This window comes from Streptomyces sp. NPDC058812 (genome assembly GCF_042744565.1).
In the GTDB taxonomy this organism is placed as follows: Bacteria; Actinomycetota; Actinomycetes; order Streptomycetales; family Streptomycetaceae; genus Streptomyces; species Streptomyces thinghirensis.
The window spans coordinates 22,372-39,336 of the sequence record NZ_JBHYOB010000018.1 but is presented as its reverse complement, the minus strand read 5'-3'; the positions used below and the strand labels follow the sequence as shown (position 1 = coordinate 39,336).

Here is a 16,965-nt window from a genome sequence, read left to right as displayed (position 1 = left end):
CCCCGCCCTGCTCGAAAGCTGTATGTGTTTACCCAGAGGACCCCCGTATGTCCCCTATGTCCCTCCAGCTCGCCGCCTCCGCCCCGGCGGAGACCCCGCCCCACACCGGTGGCCTGCTCCACCTGATCGACGGCACGGCGGGCCTGCTGACCGTCGCCACGCTCGGCATCGTGCTGCTGCTCTTCCTGATCATCAAGGTGCGGCTGCAGCCGTTCGTCGCGCTGCTCGCCGTTTCCATAGCCGTCGGCCTGCTCGCCGGCCTGTCGGTCACCGAACTCTTCGGCACCGTCCAGAAGTCCGACGCCGTCTCCACCATCGAGTCCGGCATGGGCGGCATTCTCGGGCATGTCGCCATCATCATCGGCCTGGGCACCATGCTCGGCGCGATCCTCGAAGTCAGCGGCGGCGCCCAGGTGCTGGCCTCCCGGCTGCTGGGTCTGTTCGGCGAGAAGCGCGCACCCCTCGCCATGGGGCTGACCGGCCTGATCTTCGGTGTCCCGGTCTTCTTCGACGTCGGCATCTTCGTCCTGGCGCCCATCGTCTACGCCGCCGCCAAGCGCTCCGGCAAGTCGGTCCTGCTCTACTGCCTGCCCCTGTTGGCAGGCCTGTCGATGACCCACGCCTTCCTGCCGCCGCACCCCGGCCCGGTGGCCGCGGCCGGACTGCTGCACGTGGACCTCGGCTGGGTCATCCTCATGGGCATCGTCTGCGGCATTCCTGCCGTCCTCGCCGCCTGGGCGTTCTCCGCCTGGATCGGCCGCCGCATCTTCGTGCCCGTACCGCAGGACATGGTCGAGGCGGCCGAGGAGGCCAAGCAGGCCGTCATCGACGAGCAGACCAAGGCCGGCGTCGCGCCGCACGAGAGCCCCGTCGCGCTCGGCACGGTCCTCGGCATCATCGGCACCCCGCTGGTCCTCATCCTCGCCGCGACCTTCTCCTCCATCGCCCTGGACGAGTCCACCCTCCGCTCGGTGATCGAGTTCTTCGGCAACCCGTTCGTGGCCCTGACCATCGCCCTGCTCCTCGCCTACTACCTGCTCGGCATCCGGCGCGGCTGGTCCCGCAAGTCCCTGGAGACCGTCTCGACGGCCTCGCTGAAGCCGGTCGGCAACATCCTGCTGGTGGTCGGCGCGGGCGGCGTCTTCGGTGCCGTCCTCAAGGCCAGCGGCGTCGCCCAGGCCCTCTCCGACACGTTCAACGACGTCGGCCTGCCGGTGATCGTCCTCTCCTACCTGATCTCCCTGGTGCTGCGGGTCGCCCAGGGCTCGGCGACGGTGGCCATCGTGACGACGGCGGGCATCGTGGCACCGCTGCTCGCCGAGGGCGACCACTCCCAGGCGTTCGTCGCCCTGGTCATCATGGCCATCTCGGCGGGCTCCATCTTCGCCTCGCACGTCAACGACGGCGGCTTCTGGATGGTCGCCAAGTACTTCGGCATCAGCGAACGGGACACGCTGAAGACGTGGACCGTGCTGGAGAGCGTGCTGTCGGTCGCCGGGTTCGTGGTGGCGGCGGTGCTGAGCCTGTTCGTGTAGGCGTCTCGTGCAGGCGTCTCGTGTAGGCGTCTGATAACGAAGTTGGGGCTGGCTGTGTCCGACACAGGATCGTCGACCATACTGCCCGCTGTGGAGCAGCGCAGAGGATCGACCAGCCAGCCCCTGGAAGGCGCCGGATTCGACCCGGCCTTCATCCCCGGGCTCACCGCGCCCGTGACCGGTGAGCCGGAGGACGTGAGATCGGCGAGGGAGGCGGAGGAGGAGCCCGAGGACGTTCGCGTCGCGGACGGGACCGCGGCCCCCGAATCCGCCGAACAGGCCGAGGAACCGGAGGAGGAAGAAGAGGCCCCGGACCCCGGCGGCCCCGTCTTCGAGGCCGCCGACCGCCGCGCCAGGATCGTTGCCGACCACAAGGGCGTACGCCTCTCCCTCGACGACCAGAGCTGCGAGTTCCGCTGGAACGAGGTCGGGGCCGTCGAGACGGAGACGGGCCGCTTCGGCAAGCGGTTCACCGTCACGGTGCACACGCCGGACCACCGCTGGTACCCGATCGAGATCGAGGCGTCGTCGCGGAGCCGCTTCCCGGAGTGGGAGTCGGCCCTGGACGAGGTCCTGGACGCCTACTTCGAGGACGGCGAGGCGAAGGACGCCGCCGAGACGAAGGGCGACGCCGAGACCAAGGACGACGCCGACGCCGATGGCGATGCCGGGACACGCAGCGAGAAGGACGGCGAGGACGGCCGAACCCGCGACGAGTAGGCGCATCGCGTGAAGATCCCCGCACGCCCTCTTGTCCCACCGGCCGCCATGAGCTTTGTTGGCCCGCATGGCGGACACCACGGGCAACACCAGCGACGCAGGGGCACCACGCGACCCCGACTCGGCACCTCGTAAATCCAGTTGGCGCTACATCGGCCCCGGCATCGTCGTCGCGGCGACCGGGGTCGGCGCCGGCGACCTCGTGGCCACCCTGATCGCGGGCAGCAACTTCGGCTACACCCTGCTGTGGGCGGCGGTCCTCGGCTGCCTGGTCAAGATCTCCCTCGCCGAGGCGGCGGGCCGCTGGCACCTGTCCACCGGCCGCACCCTCTTCGACGGCTGGGCGAGCCTCGGCCGCTGGACCACGTACTTCTTCGGGATCTACGTCGTGATCTGGGGCTTCTCCTACGGCGCGGCGGCGATGTCGTCCAGCGCCCTGCCGCTCCAGGCACTGTTCCCCGGCGTGATGGACCTCGAATGGTGGGGCGTGGCCTGCGGCGTGGTCGGCCTGGTCTTCGTCTGGTTCAACAAGTACGCGGTCTTCGAAAAGGTCATGACGGTCATGGTGGGCGTCATGTTCGTGGTGACGGTCTACCTCGCGATCCGGGTCGCGCCCAACCTCGGCGACGCCTTCGCCGGCCTCCTCCCGGTCATCCCGGACGGCGAGGACTCCGTCCTCAACACCCTCGGCCTGATCGGCGGCGTCGGCGGCACGATCACGCTCGCCGCGTACGGCTACTGGGTCAACGCCAAGGGCTGGGCCAACACCGGCTGGATGAAGGTCATGCGGCTGGACAACCGGGTCGCGTACATCACGACCGGCGTCTTCGTCGTCGCCATGCTGTTCGTCGGCGCGGAGCTGCTGCACGCCGCGAACATCGCGCTCTCCGGCGGCGGCAAGGGCCTGGTGCAGCTCGGCGACATCCTGGAGGACGAGTACGGCACGGCGACGGCCAAGTTCTTCCTGATCGGCTTCTTCGCCACGTCCTTCACCTCGCTCATCGGCGTGTGGCACGGCGTGAGTCTGATGTTCGCGGACTTCGTGGCCCGGCAGCGCGGCAAGACGGCGGGCAAGGGCAAGGAGATCGCCTCCGGCGAGCACGAACGCTCCTGGCCCTTCCGCGCCTACCTGCTGTGGCTCACCTTCCCGCCCATCGTCCTGCTCTTCCAGGGCGAGCCCTTCCGCCTGGTCATCATCTACGGCGTCCTGGGCGCGGCCTTCATGCCCTTCCTCGCCCTGACCCTGATCTGGCTCCTCAACTCCTCCCGCACACCGCGCGAGTGGCGCAACGGCTGGCTGAGCAACGGCATGCTCGCCGTCGCGGGCCTCCTCTTCCTGGTGCTGTGCCTGAAGGAGGTCTGGGACCAGCCGTGGGCGGACTTCTTCTGATCCCACCGACCCACCGACCCACCGGCCCGCGCCACCGCGAACTCGGCGTACTCCTTCGCCCGCGCTTGCCTCATGTCCGTGTCCCCCCGTGCCCACCGCTGCCGCGTACTGCCTTCACTTCATTGATGCGGTGGACCCCGGTCAAGATTGACCGTACGGGTAGAACGGCAGTGCAGGACTCTTACGTGAGGGGCGGGGGCCGTGAGCGGTGTGTGGGCGAGCGTGGTGGCTGTGGCGGGGACGCTGCTGGGAGCACTCACCACGGGACTGTTGCAGCGGTGGATCTCGGTGCGGGCCGAGCGGGAAGCCGGACTGCAGCGTCTTCGAGAGGCGGCGATCACGCTGGCGGACGCATTGACGGACTACAGAGGGCGGCTGTATTGGGAGACGAGCCTGCGTTCCGCCGCCGGAACCACGCCTGAGCAGGAAAGAGAGGCCAAGAAGGAAAGCTGGGCTTCCCGGTCGCAGGTGAACTACGCGATGAACCGGCTACGGCTGTCAACGCGGGACGAGAGCCTCCTGGAGTTGGCGACGGCGGCTCGCGACGCGACTTTCGGTGTCCAGGCGGAAACGTGTAGCCCTCATGAGGCACGAGACCGACAGCACGCGTTTCTGGCGGCTGTCGCCGCGCCGACACCCCCGCCCGCGTCTCGGCGGGCGGGGGCAGCCGATTAAGCGTGGCTACGGCAGCGCGTGCACATGCGCCCCCACCGCGTTCGACCACGCGTTGCCCGCCGTCGCGTCCCAGTTCGTGGACCAGGTCATCGCGCCCCGCAGGTCGGGGTACGTCCTCGACGGCTTGAAGGAGCCGCAGTTCGTGCCCTTGGTGAGGCAGTCGAGGGCGGCGTTGACCACCGACGGGGAGACGTAGCCGCCGCCCGCCGCACGGGTGGAGGCCGGCAGACCGAGGCCGACCTGGGACGGGTCGAGGCCGTTCTCCAGCTGGATGCAGGCCAGGGCGGTGAGGAAGTCGACCGTGCCCTGCGCGTACACCTTGCCGTCGCAGCCCAGCATCGTGCCGCTGTTGTAGTACTGCATGTTGACGACGGTGAGGATGTCCTTCACGTTCAGCGCCGTGCGGAAGTACGAGCCCGACGTCGACTGCATGTCGATCGTCTGCGGCGCCATCGTCAGGATCATGTCCGGGCCCGCCTTCGCCGACAGGGCACGCAGGGCCTGCGTCATGTAGGTCGGGTTGAGACCGTTCTCCAGGTCGATGTCGACGCCGTCGAAGCCGTACTCCTGCATCAGGGCGTGGACGGAGTTCGCGAAGTTCGTCGCGGAGGCGGCGTCGTTCACCGAGACGGTGCCCTTCTCGCCGCCCACCGAGATGATGACCTTCTTCCCGGCGGCCTGCTTCGCGCGGACGTCCGCCTTGAACTGGTCGACCGTGTAGCCGCCGAGCCCGGCCGAGTCGAGGTTGAAGGTGACCGCGCCCGGCGTCGCCGTCGCGTCCGCGAAGGAGACCGCGATGATGTCGTACTGGGCGGAGACGTCCGAGATCCTCTGGACCGTCGCCCCGTTGTCGAAGTTCTGCCAGTAGCCGGTCACCGCGTGCTTGGGCAGGTCGCCGCCCCCGCCGCCGCCCTGCTCCGTCGTCCGGGCCGTCACCGCCGCCGACCTGGCCGACTCACCGGCCGCGTTCGTCGCCGTGACCTGCATGGAGTACGACGTGGAGGCCGCGAGTCCGGTGACCGTCGCCGACGTGCCGGTGACCGCCGTCACCTTCGTACCGTCGCGGTAGATGTTGTAGCCGGTGGCGCCCGGCACCGCGTTCCAGGCGAGCGACGCCGAGGAGGACGTCGTACCGGAGACGCTCAGGCCCGCCGGGGCCGCCGGGATCGTGGGCTCCGGCTCACCGTCGCCGCCGCCTCCGTCGGGGCCGAAGACGGACAGGTCGTCGGCGTAGTAGGCCGACTGCCCGTACCAGCCGTGCGTGTACACGGTCACCGAGGTCGTCGAGGAGCCCGTCGTGAACTTCGTCGACAGCTGCTTCCAGGAGGCCGAGTCCGGGGTCCAGGCCGACACGTCCGTCGTACCCGTGCCCGTCACGCCCAGGTACGCGTACCCGCCCTGGACCCAGGCGCTCAGTGTGTACGTCGAGCCGGGCTTCACCTTCACCGTCTGGGAACACCGGGCGTTGTCCTGCCCGCTCGGTGCCGCCTTGAGCGCGGCCGAGCCGCCGTGCACCGGGGAGGAGACGCTCGTACCGCTGTTCGCCGAGCAGGACCAGTTGCTCAGACCGGCCTCGAAGCCGGCGTTCTTCGCGTTGTTGACGTCCGCGGCGGACGCCTGGCCGACGGCCGTGACCGAGAGGGCGAGCGCGGCGGTGACGGCTCCCGCCCAGAACTTCGTCCGTCTGCCGAACCGTCCGTGCACGGGCTCCATTGAGGCCTCCGGTGGGGGAGTGGGGGCTTTGAGGTACAAGGTGGTCCAGACCAATTGAGAGTGTCAAGAGGTAGGTACGGACCAAGTTCGCGGTCGGCCGCCGGACTTGGCACCTGCCGGGACGCACGCCCCGGCTCGCCCGGTCGCCCATCGGGAAATGCTCAACCTGCCCCGGTTTGCCGCACCTTGTGCAACACAAGTTGTTCCACAGCTACAGAAACGCTGTTCTCCGGTCACAGACGCGTGGATACAGTGCTCAGGTAGTCACGCAGTGAAGTCATCCGGGTGTGCCGCAGTGACACCGGCAGACCGACGGGCATGGGGAGACGGGGAGCCGCGCGTGCCAACTGCCATTGCCGTGACCAGTGCCGACATGGCACTGCCGCCGCAGGACGAACGGACGCTGTCCGCGGTCGTGCTCCAGGACCTCGACCGGCGTCCGCTGGAGCACACGCTGGCCGAGCTGCAGTCGCTGGTCGACCAGCACGGGCACGTGATCGTGGTGTGTTCGCAAGCCCTCCCGGAGAGCGTGGAACGACGGCTGTACACCGTCCGCGCCCTCCTGGAGACCGACCGCATCGCCCTGTTCCGGCCGCCCCTGCCCCCGCTCGGGCTCGCCGTACTGGCCCGCCAGTTGCGGCAGCTGGCCTCCTGCGACCTCAGCCCCGGCGTCCTCGCCTCGGCCGGCCGGCTGCTCACCCACTACATCCACGCCGGCGCGCTCCTCGGCTCCGTCGCCCGGCTCGACCACGTCCCCGTCGGCCTGAAGTCGCACGCCAGGTCCTGGGTGCCGGGCAGTCAGTTCGGCGTCGTGGCGCATCCCGTGCCGCAACTGGTGCGGATCGGCCCCGAAGCCGCCCTCGACGGACCCGAGTTCGGCACCTGGCTGCTGGTCGCCAAGGGCCAGCTGCCGTCCGACTGGGTCGCCGGCACTCTCGCCCCCTCCTGGCGCGTGCAGGGGCTGCGCGAGACGCCCCTGCCCGCCGAGTCCCCCGGCTGGTGGGGGACCGGACGGCTGACCGAGTTCTGCGCCTATCTGCCCGACCTCTCGGTCCTCTACCAGTTGGTCACGTCGGTGCGGCAGAGCACCTGCCACTGGTGCGGCATCGACGTCCTCGGCGACCGGTGCGTGTTCTGCTCCGCGACACCGCCGGTGTACGACACGACACCGGCGGGGCACGACACGACATCGCCGGGTCACGACGCCCGCCGGGACGCCGCTCTCGGCCACCGCCGTGAGAGACGAGCCCTCACCGGGTAGGCCCGTACCGCGCCCGTACCGCGCCGCTCCCGTCGCCCGGCCTGCCGCCGCCCGCCATCCGATCCGGTTCGACCGATCCCCCAATGAGGTTGCACGGTTCATGAACTCCCGTCAGCGCCGAGGCGTCATCCTGCTGATCCTGTCGGTCCTCTGCGCCCTCGGCGCGTTCGCCGGCGTGCTGTCCGTCGTCAACGACGTGAAGTCGAAGGTCGGGCCCGAGGTCACCGCGTACCGGCTCAAGACGAACGTGGAGCCCTACACGCCCCTCGGCGCGGGGCAGTTCGAGAAGATCGAGATGCCCGAGCGCTGGCTGTCGGAGAACGCCGTCACCGACCTCGGCCAGGTCCGCGGCAAGATCGCCGTGACGACGCTGAAGCAGGGGTCGCTGCTGCAGAGCGACATGATCGTCGACCAGCCCGCCCTGCGGCCCGGGCAGCAGGAGGTCGCCATCATGATCGACGCGGCGACCGGCGTCGCCGGCAAGATCACACCTGGCTCCAGCGTCAACGTGTACGCCACCTTCGAGGGACAGCGCGAGGGCGACCCCGCTCAATCCAAGATCATCGTCACGAACGCCAAGGTCATCGACGTAGGCGACCTCACCTCGCTGAAGCCCGACGAGAACAGCCGCGACCGCGAACCCACCGACGCCGTCCCCATCACCTTCGCACTGTCCACCATCGACGCCCAGCGCATCACCTACGCCGAGTCGTTCGCCCAGCGGGTCCGGCTCGCGCTGGTGGCGCCCGGCAGCGACACCACGGTCCCGGACAAGGACCGGACGTACGAACTCGCGAAGGACAAGTGAGAGCCCGTATGCCCACGAGGATCCTCCCGGCAGTCGGCGACCCGGACGCCGTACGGTCCATCACGACCCTGCTCAGCCAGCTCCCGGACGCCGAACTGGTCGCCCCGGTGACCGACTCGACCCAGCTCGTCGACACCCTCGCCCGCCTCGCCGCCGAGTCGGTCGACGAACTGCCCGAGGTGGTGATCGTCCACGAGCGCATCGGTCCGGTCCCGGCCCTGGAGTTGATCCGCGAGGTCGCCCTCCGCTTCCCCGCCGTCGGCGTCATCCTCGTCACCTCCGATCCCGGCCCCGGCCTCTTCCAGGCCGCCATGGACTACGGCGCCCGCGGCCTGGTCGCCCTGCCGCTCGGCTACGAGGAACTGGCCAGCCGCGTCCAGGCGGTGGCCCAGTGGTCGGCGGGCGTACGCCGGCACCTCGGCAGCGCCGTCGAGGTGTTCACCGGAGCCGGCGGCACCGTCGTCACCGTCAGCGGCGCGAAGGGCGGCGTGGGCGCGACCCTGACCGCCATCCAACTGGCCCTGGCGGCACAGGCGTCGGGCCGCCCCACGGCCCTCGTCGACATGGATCTCCAGGCCGGCGACGTCGCCTCCTACCTGGACGTCCAGTTCCGCCGCTCCGTCGTCGACCTCGCCGCCATCACGGACATCTCCCCGCGCGTCCTGGCCGACGCCGTCTTCCGCCACGACACCGGCCTCGCCCTGCTGCTCGCCCCCGGCGAGGGCGAACGCGGCGAGGAGGTCACCGACCGCGCCACCCGCCAGATCGTCAGCGCCCTGCGCTCCCGCTACGAGGTCGTCGTCCTCGACTGCGGCGCCCAGCTCGGCGGGGCCGGCGCCGCGGCCGTGGAGATGGCCGACTCGGCGCTGCTGGTCACCACCCCCGACGTGGTCGCCGTGCGGGGCGCCAAGCGCGCGGTGCGGATGTGGGACCGGCTGCAGATCCGCAAGGCGGAGGAGACCACCGTGGTCGTCAACCGGCACACGCGGGCCACCGAGATCCAGCCCCCGCTGATCCAGAAGATCACCGGCACGGCGGTCGCCGGCACCACCGTCCCCGCCAACTTCAAGGAACTCCAGGGCGCCGTGGACGCCGGCCGCGTCCACGAACTGGACAGCAGGGGCACGGTGAAGCAGGCCATGTGGGCCCTCGCGGGCGAACTGGGGCTGGTCAGGACCGGCGAGGGAGACCATCGCAAGGGCGGCGGCCGGTTCCGCGGCGGCGACCGGGGGTCGGTGAGCTTCCGGCGGCGGAAGGACGGTGCGGGATGAACGCCTTACGGCGCCGGCCCCGGGACGCCCGGCCCACGGGAGGGGACGCGGGCCAGGTCACCATCGAGTTCCTCGGCATGACACCGGTGATCGTCGCGACGCTGGTGGTGCTGTGGCAGCTCGTACTCGTGGGATACACGTACACGCTCGCGGGTAATGCTGCGGACGAGGCGGTACGGGCGGCGACGGCCGCGGACCGGGGGGCGCGGCAGGGAGCCTGCCAGGAGGCGGGCCGGGACAAGCTGCCCGGCGCGTGGGAGGGGGGCGCCGAAGTGGGCTGCGACACCGCGGGCGGCTATGTCACCGCCGACGTGCGCATCGAGGTGCCCATCCTCTTCCCGGGCACGGTCAGCTTCCCGTTCACCGTGCACGGACACGCGGGGGCCGTGGAGGAGGAGACCGACTGAGATGCCGTACTCCTCGAACTCCTCGTGCTCCTCGAACTCCTCGTGCTCCTCGTGCTCCTCGAACCCCTCGAACTCGTCGTGCTCGTCGTGCTCCCCGAACGGCCGCGGCAGGGACCGTGGCCAGGTGGCCATCGAGTACCTCGGATTCCTCCCGATCCTGATCATCGTCGCCATGGCCGCCGTACAGCTGGGCCTGATCGCATACACCGCCCAGCAGGCCGGTACGGCGGCCCGCGCCGGCGCCCGCGGCGCCTCGCTCCAGGAGAGCGCGGGGGAGGCGTGCGCGGCGGCGGTCAGCAGCTGGCTCGCGGACGGCACCGACTGCCCACCGTCGTACGGCGGGGACGAGGTGACGGTCACCGCCACCGTCGACATCCCCTCGATCGTGCCCGGCTGGGACTTCGGGGACGCCACCAGGACCGCCACCATGCCGCTGGACCACTGACCGAGGAGCTGAGGACGCATGAGCCTGCGCGCACGCATCCACTCCCCCGAGGAGCACGGCAGCCGGGGCGAGGACGGACACCTGGTCGCCTCCTACCGGGCCAAGCTCCTGGAGGAGATCGACCTCGCCGAGATGAGCTCGCTGGCGATGGCCGAACGCCGGGCCCGCCTCGAACGAGTCCTCGGGCACATCATCAGCCGTGAGGGCCCGGTCCTGTCGACGGTCGAACGCTCCCAGCTGATCCGCCGGGTAGTGGACGAGGCCCTCGGCCTGGGCATCCTGGAACCACTGCTCGAAGACGCGTCCATCACGGAGATCATGGTCAACGGCCCGGACGCCATCTTCGTCGAACGCGGCGGCCGAGTCGAACAACTCCCCCTCCGCTTCGCCTCCAACGACCAGCTGATGCAGACCATCGAGCGCATCGTCTCCACGGTCAACCGCCGCGTCGACGAGTCGAACCCGATGGTCGACGCCCGCCTCCCCTCCGGCGAACGCGTCAACGTCATCATCCCGCCCCTCTCACTGACCGGCGCCACCCTCACCATCCGCCGCTTCCCGCGCTCCTTCACCCTCCAGGAGCTGATCGGCCTCGGCTCGCTCGACGAGCACATGCTGTACCTGCTCGCCGGCCTGGTGCAGGCCCGCTTCAACATCATCGTTTCCGGCGCCACGGGCACCGGGAAGACCACCCTCCTCAACGCCCTCTCCGGCCTGATCCCGGAGACCGAACGCATCATCACCATCGAGGACTCGGCGGAACTCCAGCTCCAGCAGGCGCACGTCATCCGCCTGGAGTCCCGCCCGCCGAACGTCGAGGGCCAGGGCCGCGTCACCATCCGCGACCTCGTCCGCAACTCCCTCCGTATGCGCCCCGACCGCATCGTCGTCGGCGAGGTCCGCGGCGGCGAGTCCCTGGACATGCTCCAGGCCATGTCGACAGGCCACGACGGCTCCCTCGCCACGGTCCACGCCAACAGCGCGGAGGACGCCCTGATGCGCCTCCAGACCCTGGCCTCCATGTCGGACGTGGAGATCCCGTTCGTCGCCCTGCACGACCAGATCAACAGCTCCGTCGACGTCATCGTCCAGCTCACCCGCTTCGCCGACGGCGCGCGCCGCATCACCGAGATCGCCCTGCTGGCCAGCCACGGCGGCGAACCGTACCGCCTGGCCACGGTCGCCCGTTTCAACGCCCGGCCGATGACCGCCGACGGCCGCGTCTACGGCGCCTTCGAGTACTACCCCCTCCCGCGCCGCACCGCCGAGCGCCTCTACATGGCGAGCCAGCCAGTCCCGCAGGCCTTCGGCGTGGCCCACACCGCGGAACAGCTCGCGACCCGGGAGGCCAGGTGACCGGACCGACGAAAGCCGGGGAGCAGCCGCCCCGACGAAAGCCAGACAGCCGCCGCCGCCCTGATGGAAGCCAGACAGCAGCCGTACCGGTAAAAACCATGGCAACCAGGTAGGAACCGCCCGATGGAACTGGAAACGCTCGTCACGCTCACCACCGGCATCACGGTGCTGACCTGCGCCCTGGCGGTCATGGGCCTGCACTCCTACGCCGCCGGCAGGGCCCAGCGCGCGGCCTTGGTCGACCGCCTCTCCGCCACCGGCCAGGTCCGTCCCACCGGCCGCCGACGCCGCTTCCGCACCCTGGACCGCCGCCTGCGCCGCACGAAAGTCGGCCGCAAGCTCGAACTGCGTCTGGCGGCGACCGGCCTGGACGTCACGCCCGGCGAGTTCTTCGTCTACCTGCTCGCCACGGTCGCGGGCCTCTGGCTGATCGGCCAGGCCGCACTGGCCCCCTTCTTCGGCCCCCTCGCCGGCCTGCTGGGCATCGGCGTGGCGATCCAGTTTCTCAACTGGCAACGCCAGAAACGCATCGAGAAGTTCATCAACCAGCTCCCCGAACTCGCCCGCATCCTCGCCAACGCCACCCAGGCGGGCCTCGCCCTGCGCACCGCCATCGGCATGGCGGCGGAGGAGCTGGACGCCCCGGCCGGCGAGGAGCTCGGCAAGGTGGCCGACCAACTGGCCATCGGCGCCTCGATGGACGACGCCCTCGGCGAACTCGCCGACCGCCTCCCCTCCCGCGAACTGGTCGTCCTGGTCACCACCCTGGTCCTCTCCAATCGGGCGGGCGGCCAGGTGGTCAGCGCGCTGCGCAACCTCACGGACACGCTGGAGGAGCGCAAGGAGACCCGACGTGAGGTCCGCACCCAGCTGTCCCAGGTCAGCATGACGTCGTACGCCGTCCCCGTACTGGGCGTCGGCTCGCTGTTCCTGATGAACGGGGTGAAGGACGGCGCCCTGGAGCGCATGACGGGCTCCCCGGCCGGCCAGACCGCGGTGATCATCGCGTTCGCGCTCTACGCGGTCGGCTTCGTCCTCATCCGCCGCCTGTCCCGCATCGACGTCTGAGGGGGAGCTGACCGACATGGGACTGGGACTACTCCTCGCCCTGCTCATGGGCCTGAGCGTCTGGGGCGTCTTCGCCGGTATCCGCATGTACCGGGCCGACGCCAAGCTGCCCCACGACCTCGCCCTCGCCCTGGAGGTCGGCTCCACCCGCACCGGCGCGGTGGACTCCCTCATCGACCGCATGGGCATGCGCTACGCGCCCGCCGTACTGCGCCTGATGGGCCCCGCCCTGGTGGCCAAGTACCGCCGCAGGATCGACCTGGCCGGCAACCCCGGCGGCCTGACCATCGACCGCTACGCCGCCCGCCGCGCGGTCTACGGCTTCCTGGGCGCGCTCGGCTTCCTGGTCTTCCTCCTGCGCGGCCAGTTCGTCGTCGCCCTGCTCCTGCTCGCCTTCGGCGCCTTCTGGACGGAGGTCGGCATCTGGTCGGCGATCCGCATCCGCAAGGACGAGATCGAGCGCACGCTCCCCGACTTCCTGGACGTCCTGGCGGTCGTGGTCAGCGCGGGCCTGGGCTTCCGCCAGGCCCTGGACCGGGTGGCCATCCGCTACGAGGGCCCATGGGCCGACGAACTCCGCATCACCCTGCGCCAGATGGACCTGGGCATGAGCCGCCGCGAGGCCTTCGCGGAGCTGCGCCGGCGCAACGACTCGGAACAGGTGGCGATGTTCGTGACGGCACTCCAGCAGGGCGAGGAACTGGGCGCGCCCATCGTCGACACCCTGGTCGCCCTGGCCAAGGACATGCGCCGCACGGACGCCCAGAACGCCCGCCGCAAGGCCGCCCGCGCGGTCCCGAAGGCCACGATGATGATCACCACCTTCATGGTCCCGGCCACGATGATCCTCCTCGGCGCCGGTCTGATCCTCGGGTCGGGGACGGACTTCGGCACGATCACGGGCGAGTAGGGGAGGGAGGGGAACGCCATGTCGATCAAGCGGCCGCGAAAGGAGGGCGGCGTAAACAAACAGAGTGCGACTGCACACGAAGCGACGACATCAACAAGCAGGTGCCTACCGCCTAGTCGGGCCAGCTTCGAACAACACCTTTCGCACGTGCAATCACCTGTGGGAGAGTCGTTGACTGGTACTCCCGACAGGCCGAGGTCCCAACTGAGCGCAGAGGAGGTGGAGATCGTGGACGACGCGACATCCGGCATGACCAACCAGAACACCGCCGCCACCCGCCCCCGCGACCCCCGCCGAGCGGCTGCGCCCAGGGTGACCTCGACGGACCGACTCACAGCACGTGACGGGGCCCACGACGGGCCCCCGGGGACCTCGGAGCCGAGGGCCCTCCCGCCGCACGTTCCGCACGACGAACGCGGCATCGTCCACCCTGGAGGGGAACACCATGACCAACTGGCTTCACACCACCACCGCCTACCTGCACTCCCGCGCCACCGCCCGCAACGACAAGGGCCAGACGGCTGTGGAGTACCTGGGGATCATCGCGGTGGTGGTGGCGATCGTGCTGGCGATCACGGGGACGGATATCGGGCAGACGATCTACAACGCGATCACGGACAAGATCACCGAAGTCACCGGCGGTTGACGTACCTCCGCAGACACGGTGATGCAGGGCAGGCTTTCCCCATCTACATCACGGTGGTGGGGGGCCTGCTCTTTCTCGCGCTCGCATACCTCGCTGTCGGCCAGGCTGCAGCGACTCGGAGCGAAGCTCAGACAGCGGCAGATGCTGCGGCACTCGCTGCAGCCTTGGAAACTCGGGATCAGCTCGCGGACCACTGGCTGGCGAACGTGTTGGAACCAGATTCGTGGCAGGACGTCTTCGAGGGCGAGGTACCGGTTTCCAATACGTGCTGGCGCGCTAATGAGCTGGCTGCACGCAATGACGCAACCGTGAATTGCTATCCGGACGGGCTACTGGGTTACACCGTCGTTGCAGAGACCAACGAGACCGTCGGGGACACCATCGTCCCAGGCACGGAGGATCAGAAGGCTACGGAATCCGCCACCGCCGTCATCGAAGCTCGCTGTTCGATCGAACTACCCGCTGAGGACTCCGCCGATGGTGCGCTGCCCAGGCTCTCGTGCGAGGGCGAGGAGTGGGATTTGAAGCCGGACGACCTCTTGGACCTACCCAGGCCCGAGGACCTGTTCGACGTCCATCTGGCCCACTGACGTGAAGACGACGAGTAAGAAGGAAGCGGAGTCATGACTATGGGGTTCACAACCAAGGCCCGCAGGGGTCTGGTCGCCGTGCCCGTTGTTATCGGACTGGCTCTTGGCGTGGCTGGTTGCGGTGGTGGCGACGATGACGACAAGCCGGACACTTCTGTCTCCTCATCCAGGAGCAGTGAGTCCCAGCCGGATGCTCAGGAAGGGAAGTCAGAAGCACCACTGGCGGAGCTCAAGGGGCCTTCTGGCCTGATGCTCACAGTTACCCTCGCGCAGCGGGACTCCGGAGGATTTGTCACCGTCAGCGGCGAGTTGAAGAACGACGGTAGTAAGACGGTCACCGTGCCGGCGCAGCTGAGCGGAAACGAGACCGAAATCGTTCGTAACGGCAGGTCACTCGGTGGGGCCACGTTGGTGGACTCTGAGGGGAAGAAGCGCTACTACGTATTGCGGGACACGGATGGACGACCTCTCACCACAACCAATTTCTCCGCTGTGAAGGCAGGCGAGTCACTGCCTGTCTTCATGCAGTTCCCTGCACCCCCCGCGAGCACGACTGAGATGACGCTCCAACTGCCAATGTTCTCGACTGGCATCATCGAGATCTCCGGGTGAGGCCCACCATGACCCCAACCCCACGCTTGGCAACCGCCGTCACTCTCATTCTCGCCACGACCGTCTACGGCACCAGCATGGCCCACGCCGACGACCCCAACGACCCTCCAGGAACTGAGCCCTCCGCCACCGCCCCCATCGAAGTGGACCCCAACGACCCGGACCTCAAACTCCCGGACGGTGCCACGCTCGCGCAGGCGAAGGTGCTGGACATCAAGTCGGTCGTGGAGGAGCAGAGCGGCGACGAACGCCGCGAGGACACCAACACGAGCGTGACGCTCGCGCTCCAGGCAGAGGTGCTGTTCGGAAAGGACAGCGCGAAGCTCGGCTCCGAGGCGAAGTCCCGGATCACGGGCATCGCCGAGGAGATCAAGACCCAGAACGCCACCAGGGTCCGCGTCTTCGGCTTCACCGACAACCTCGGCTCCTCCGCCCACGGCGACGCACTCTCCAAGCAGCGCGCCAACGCCGTACACGACATCCTGTCCCAGACCTTGAACGACCCCGGCATCACGTACGAGGTCCGCGGCTACGGCGAGCAGTACCCCATCTCCGACAACTCGACGGAGGCCGGCCGCAAGAAGAACCGCAGGGTCGAGGTCACGTTCCCGCGCACGGAAAGCTGACCGGCGGAGACCGACCGTCCAGCGGGACCATTCACAGCAGGAAGAGGAGCGTGTGCCCGGCCCCTGGGAAGCCGTCCACATGTGTGGGTACCACCTGCACCTCGATGCTCTGCTGTTCTGACTGCTCGGCCAACTCCTCCAACTGCCGACGGGCGATCTCGAAACCGCCGTAGGGCAAGTACTCGGCGTACTCGGCGTGCGGCACGGAACGCCGGCTAGCCCCGGCCTCGGCTCGCGTCGGCCGGGCGTCGTGACCGAGTCGCATGGGAAGGCTGGTCGGCGAGAGCTGGAGCAAGGGGCCGAAGGCGGAGAGGGGAAGCACCATGGCAACGACGCCGTCGGGGCTCAGGGCGCGACCACCGGGTAAGGCTCGCGTGGGCAAGGGCCTCGTACTCGCGGCGCTGCTCACGCTGGTGACGGCGACTGGCTGCGACAGCTCTCACGAGCCGGTCGGGACGCCCCCGGGCAGCAGCCAAGGCTCGAAGTCCGGCGCAGCGCAACCCTCTTCACCCCCGCTCGAATCCTCCGCCGACCACACCGCCCCCACCCGCCCCCCAATGTCGGCGGCAGATGGACGAGACCTCGGCGCCTGCGCGGACGGTGATTGCCAGGTCCTGGTGTCCGAGCCGGTCACCGTACGTTTCCGAGGCCCATCCGGCGCGGCGGCGACGCTCCACGTGACCAAGGTCGGCCCGAACGAGGTCGCCTACACGGTGAAGTCGGGCCATGGCCAGTCCAGGGGCAGCGCCCGCGGCCCAGGACAAGGCTGCGTCACTGTTCTCCGCAGCAACGGCAGCGGCAACTCCTGCGGTGGACTGGGCGACGGCGCCAGGCCGAGCGCCCAGCCCGAAGCCGTGGTGATCCAGGCAGCGACAGGAGAGGCCGGTACGGCCGTCCTCGACATCGTTTCCAAGTGACGCCTCCTGCCGTAT

At 69.3% G+C, this 16,965-nt stretch carries 18 protein-coding genes; 16 read left to right on the top strand and 2 right to left on the bottom strand.

The genetic code is table 11. The annotated features are described in order from the left end of the window. The first annotated feature begins 47 nt into the window (after positions 1–47). From ACFW48_RS29800 to ACFW48_RS29790, 3 genes are all read left to right on the top strand, one after another. The gene (locus tag ACFW48_RS29800; protein ID WP_386319898.1) at positions 48–1,535 is read left to right on the top strand and encodes a GntP family permease; all 1,488 of its coding nucleotides are present in this window, start codon (positions 48–50) and stop codon (positions 1,533–1,535) included. Between the two features lie 90 nt (positions 1,536–1,625). Beyond that, positions 1,626–2,255: a hypothetical protein gene (locus tag ACFW48_RS29795; protein ID WP_386319895.1), complete on the top strand. Its 630-nt coding sequence runs from the start codon at positions 1,626–1,628 to the stop codon at positions 2,253–2,255. Between the two features lie 67 nt (positions 2,256–2,322). Then, positions 2,323–3,645, top strand: coding sequence for an Nramp family divalent metal transporter (locus tag ACFW48_RS29790; protein ID WP_386319892.1), 1,323 nt, complete (start codon positions 2,323–2,325; stop codon positions 3,643–3,645). Between the two features lie 681 nt (positions 3,646–4,326). Here the strand turns inward: ACFW48_RS29790 and ACFW48_RS29785 are convergent. Further along, positions 4,327–6,033 (bottom strand): chitinase, encoded by a 1,707-nt coding sequence (locus tag ACFW48_RS29785; RefSeq protein ID WP_386319889.1) that lies wholly within the window; start codon positions 6,031–6,033, stop codon positions 4,327–4,329. Between the two features lie 373 nt (positions 6,034–6,406). Between ACFW48_RS29785 and ACFW48_RS29780 the strand changes: the two genes are divergently transcribed. The 12 genes from ACFW48_RS29780 (at position 6,407) to ACFW48_RS29725 (ending at position 16,033) form a co-directional block, all read left to right on the top strand. Then, positions 6,407–7,294, top strand: a complete 888-nt coding sequence (locus tag ACFW48_RS29780) for a hypothetical protein (RefSeq protein WP_386320166.1) — start codon at positions 6,407–6,409, stop codon at positions 7,292–7,294. A 100-nt stretch (positions 7,295–7,394) separates the two neighbouring features. After that, positions 7,395–8,102, top strand: a complete 708-nt coding sequence (gene cpaB / locus ACFW48_RS29775) for a Flp pilus assembly protein CpaB (protein WP_386319886.1) — start codon at positions 7,395–7,397, stop codon at positions 8,100–8,102. Between the two features lie 8 nt (positions 8,103–8,110). Next, positions 8,111–9,373 carry a CpaE family protein gene (locus ACFW48_RS29770; RefSeq protein WP_386319884.1) on the top strand — a complete coding sequence of 421 codons (1,263 nt, stop codon included), beginning with the start codon at positions 8,111–8,113 and terminating at the stop codon, positions 9,371–9,373. Next, a complete protein-coding gene (locus ACFW48_RS29765) occupies positions 9,370–9,780 on the top strand; it encodes a TadE/TadG family type IV pilus assembly protein (RefSeq protein ID WP_386319882.1) in 411 nt (136 codons plus the stop codon). Before ACFW48_RS29770 ends, ACFW48_RS29765 begins: the two co-directional genes overlap by 4 nt. Before the next feature lie 124 nt (positions 9,781–9,904). Further along, complete coding sequence (locus tag ACFW48_RS29760; protein ID WP_386319880.1) at positions 9,905–10,225, top strand: TadE/TadG family type IV pilus assembly protein; 321 nt, start codon at positions 9,905–9,907, stop codon at positions 10,223–10,225. Positions 10,226–10,243: 18 nt separating this feature from the next. Then, entirely contained in the window at positions 10,244–11,581 is a 1,338-nt protein-coding gene (locus ACFW48_RS29755; RefSeq protein WP_386319879.1) for a CpaF family protein, read from the top strand. Positions 11,582–11,704: 123 nt separating this feature from the next. Beyond that, on the top strand, positions 11,705–12,649 hold the full coding sequence (locus ACFW48_RS29750) for a type II secretion system F family protein (RefSeq protein ID WP_386319878.1): 945 nt from the start codon (positions 11,705–11,707) through the stop codon (positions 12,647–12,649). A 16-nt stretch (positions 12,650–12,665) separates the two neighbouring features. Then, on the top strand, positions 12,666–13,559 hold the full coding sequence (locus ACFW48_RS29745) for a DUF5936 domain-containing protein (RefSeq protein WP_386319875.1): 894 nt from the start codon (positions 12,666–12,668) through the stop codon (positions 13,557–13,559). 445 nt (positions 13,560–14,004) lie between these two features. Further along, the gene (locus tag ACFW48_RS29740; RefSeq protein ID WP_386319872.1) at positions 14,005–14,205 is read left to right on the top strand and encodes a Flp family type IVb pilin; all 201 of its coding nucleotides are present in this window, start codon (positions 14,005–14,007) and stop codon (positions 14,203–14,205) included. Beyond that, complete coding sequence (locus ACFW48_RS29735; RefSeq protein WP_386319869.1) at positions 14,202–14,795, top strand: pilus assembly protein TadG-related protein; 594 nt, start codon at positions 14,202–14,204, stop codon at positions 14,793–14,795. The genes ACFW48_RS29740 and ACFW48_RS29735 overlap by 4 nt, the downstream gene beginning before the upstream one ends. Before the next feature lie 33 nt (positions 14,796–14,828). After that, positions 14,829–15,407 (top strand): hypothetical protein, encoded by a 579-nt coding sequence (locus tag ACFW48_RS29730; RefSeq protein ID WP_386319868.1) that lies wholly within the window; start codon positions 14,829–14,831, stop codon positions 15,405–15,407. Positions 15,408–15,415: 8 nt separating this feature from the next. Next, on the top strand, positions 15,416–16,033 hold the full coding sequence (locus ACFW48_RS29725) for an OmpA family protein (protein WP_386319865.1): 618 nt from the start codon (positions 15,416–15,418) through the stop codon (positions 16,031–16,033). Between the two features lie 31 nt (positions 16,034–16,064). Here ACFW48_RS29725 and ACFW48_RS29720 read toward each other — a convergent pair whose 3' ends face one another. After that, positions 16,065–16,358 (bottom strand): Scr1 family TA system antitoxin-like transcriptional regulator, encoded by a 294-nt coding sequence (locus ACFW48_RS29720; RefSeq protein WP_386319863.1) that lies wholly within the window; start codon positions 16,356–16,358, stop codon positions 16,065–16,067. A gap of 352 nt (positions 16,359–16,710) precedes the next feature. Here ACFW48_RS29720 and ACFW48_RS29715 point away from each other — a divergent pair, with 352 nt between their 5' ends. After that, positions 16,711–16,950 carry a hypothetical protein gene (locus ACFW48_RS29715; RefSeq protein ID WP_386319861.1) on the top strand — a complete coding sequence of 80 codons (240 nt, stop codon included), beginning with the start codon at positions 16,711–16,713 and terminating at the stop codon, positions 16,948–16,950. The last annotated feature ends 15 nt before the right edge of the window (positions 16,951–16,965 follow it).

Coding starts and splice junctions, on each gene's coding strand:
- ACFW48_RS29800 (WP_386319898.1), top strand. CDS start 48: ATGTCCCCTATGTCCCTCCAGCTCGCCGCCTCCGCCCCGGCGGAGACC.
- ACFW48_RS29790 (WP_386319892.1), top strand. CDS start 2,323: ATGGCGGACACCACGGGCAACACCAGCGACGCAGGGGCACCACGCGAC.
- ACFW48_RS29785 (WP_386319889.1), bottom strand. CDS start 6,033: ATGGAGCCCGTGCACGGACGGTTCGGCAGACGGACGAAGTTCTGGGCG.
- ACFW48_RS29780 (WP_386320166.1), top strand. CDS start 6,407: ATGGCACTGCCGCCGCAGGACGAACGGACGCTGTCCGCGGTCGTGCTC.
- cpaB (WP_386319886.1), top strand. CDS start 7,395: ATGAACTCCCGTCAGCGCCGAGGCGTCATCCTGCTGATCCTGTCGGTC.
- ACFW48_RS29770 (WP_386319884.1), top strand. CDS start 8,111: ATGCCCACGAGGATCCTCCCGGCAGTCGGCGACCCGGACGCCGTACGG.
- ACFW48_RS29765 (WP_386319882.1), top strand. CDS start 9,370: ATGAACGCCTTACGGCGCCGGCCCCGGGACGCCCGGCCCACGGGAGGG.
- ACFW48_RS29755 (WP_386319879.1), top strand. CDS start 10,244: ATGAGCCTGCGCGCACGCATCCACTCCCCCGAGGAGCACGGCAGCCGG.
- ACFW48_RS29750 (WP_386319878.1), top strand. CDS start 11,705: ATGGAACTGGAAACGCTCGTCACGCTCACCACCGGCATCACGGTGCTG.
- ACFW48_RS29745 (WP_386319875.1), top strand. CDS start 12,666: ATGGGACTGGGACTACTCCTCGCCCTGCTCATGGGCCTGAGCGTCTGG.
- ACFW48_RS29740 (WP_386319872.1), top strand. CDS start 14,005: ATGACCAACTGGCTTCACACCACCACCGCCTACCTGCACTCCCGCGCC.
- ACFW48_RS29730 (WP_386319868.1), top strand. CDS start 14,829: ATGACTATGGGGTTCACAACCAAGGCCCGCAGGGGTCTGGTCGCCGTG.
- ACFW48_RS29725 (WP_386319865.1), top strand. CDS start 15,416: ATGACCCCAACCCCACGCTTGGCAACCGCCGTCACTCTCATTCTCGCC.
- ACFW48_RS29720 (WP_386319863.1), bottom strand. CDS start 16,358: ATGGTGCTTCCCCTCTCCGCCTTCGGCCCCTTGCTCCAGCTCTCGCCG.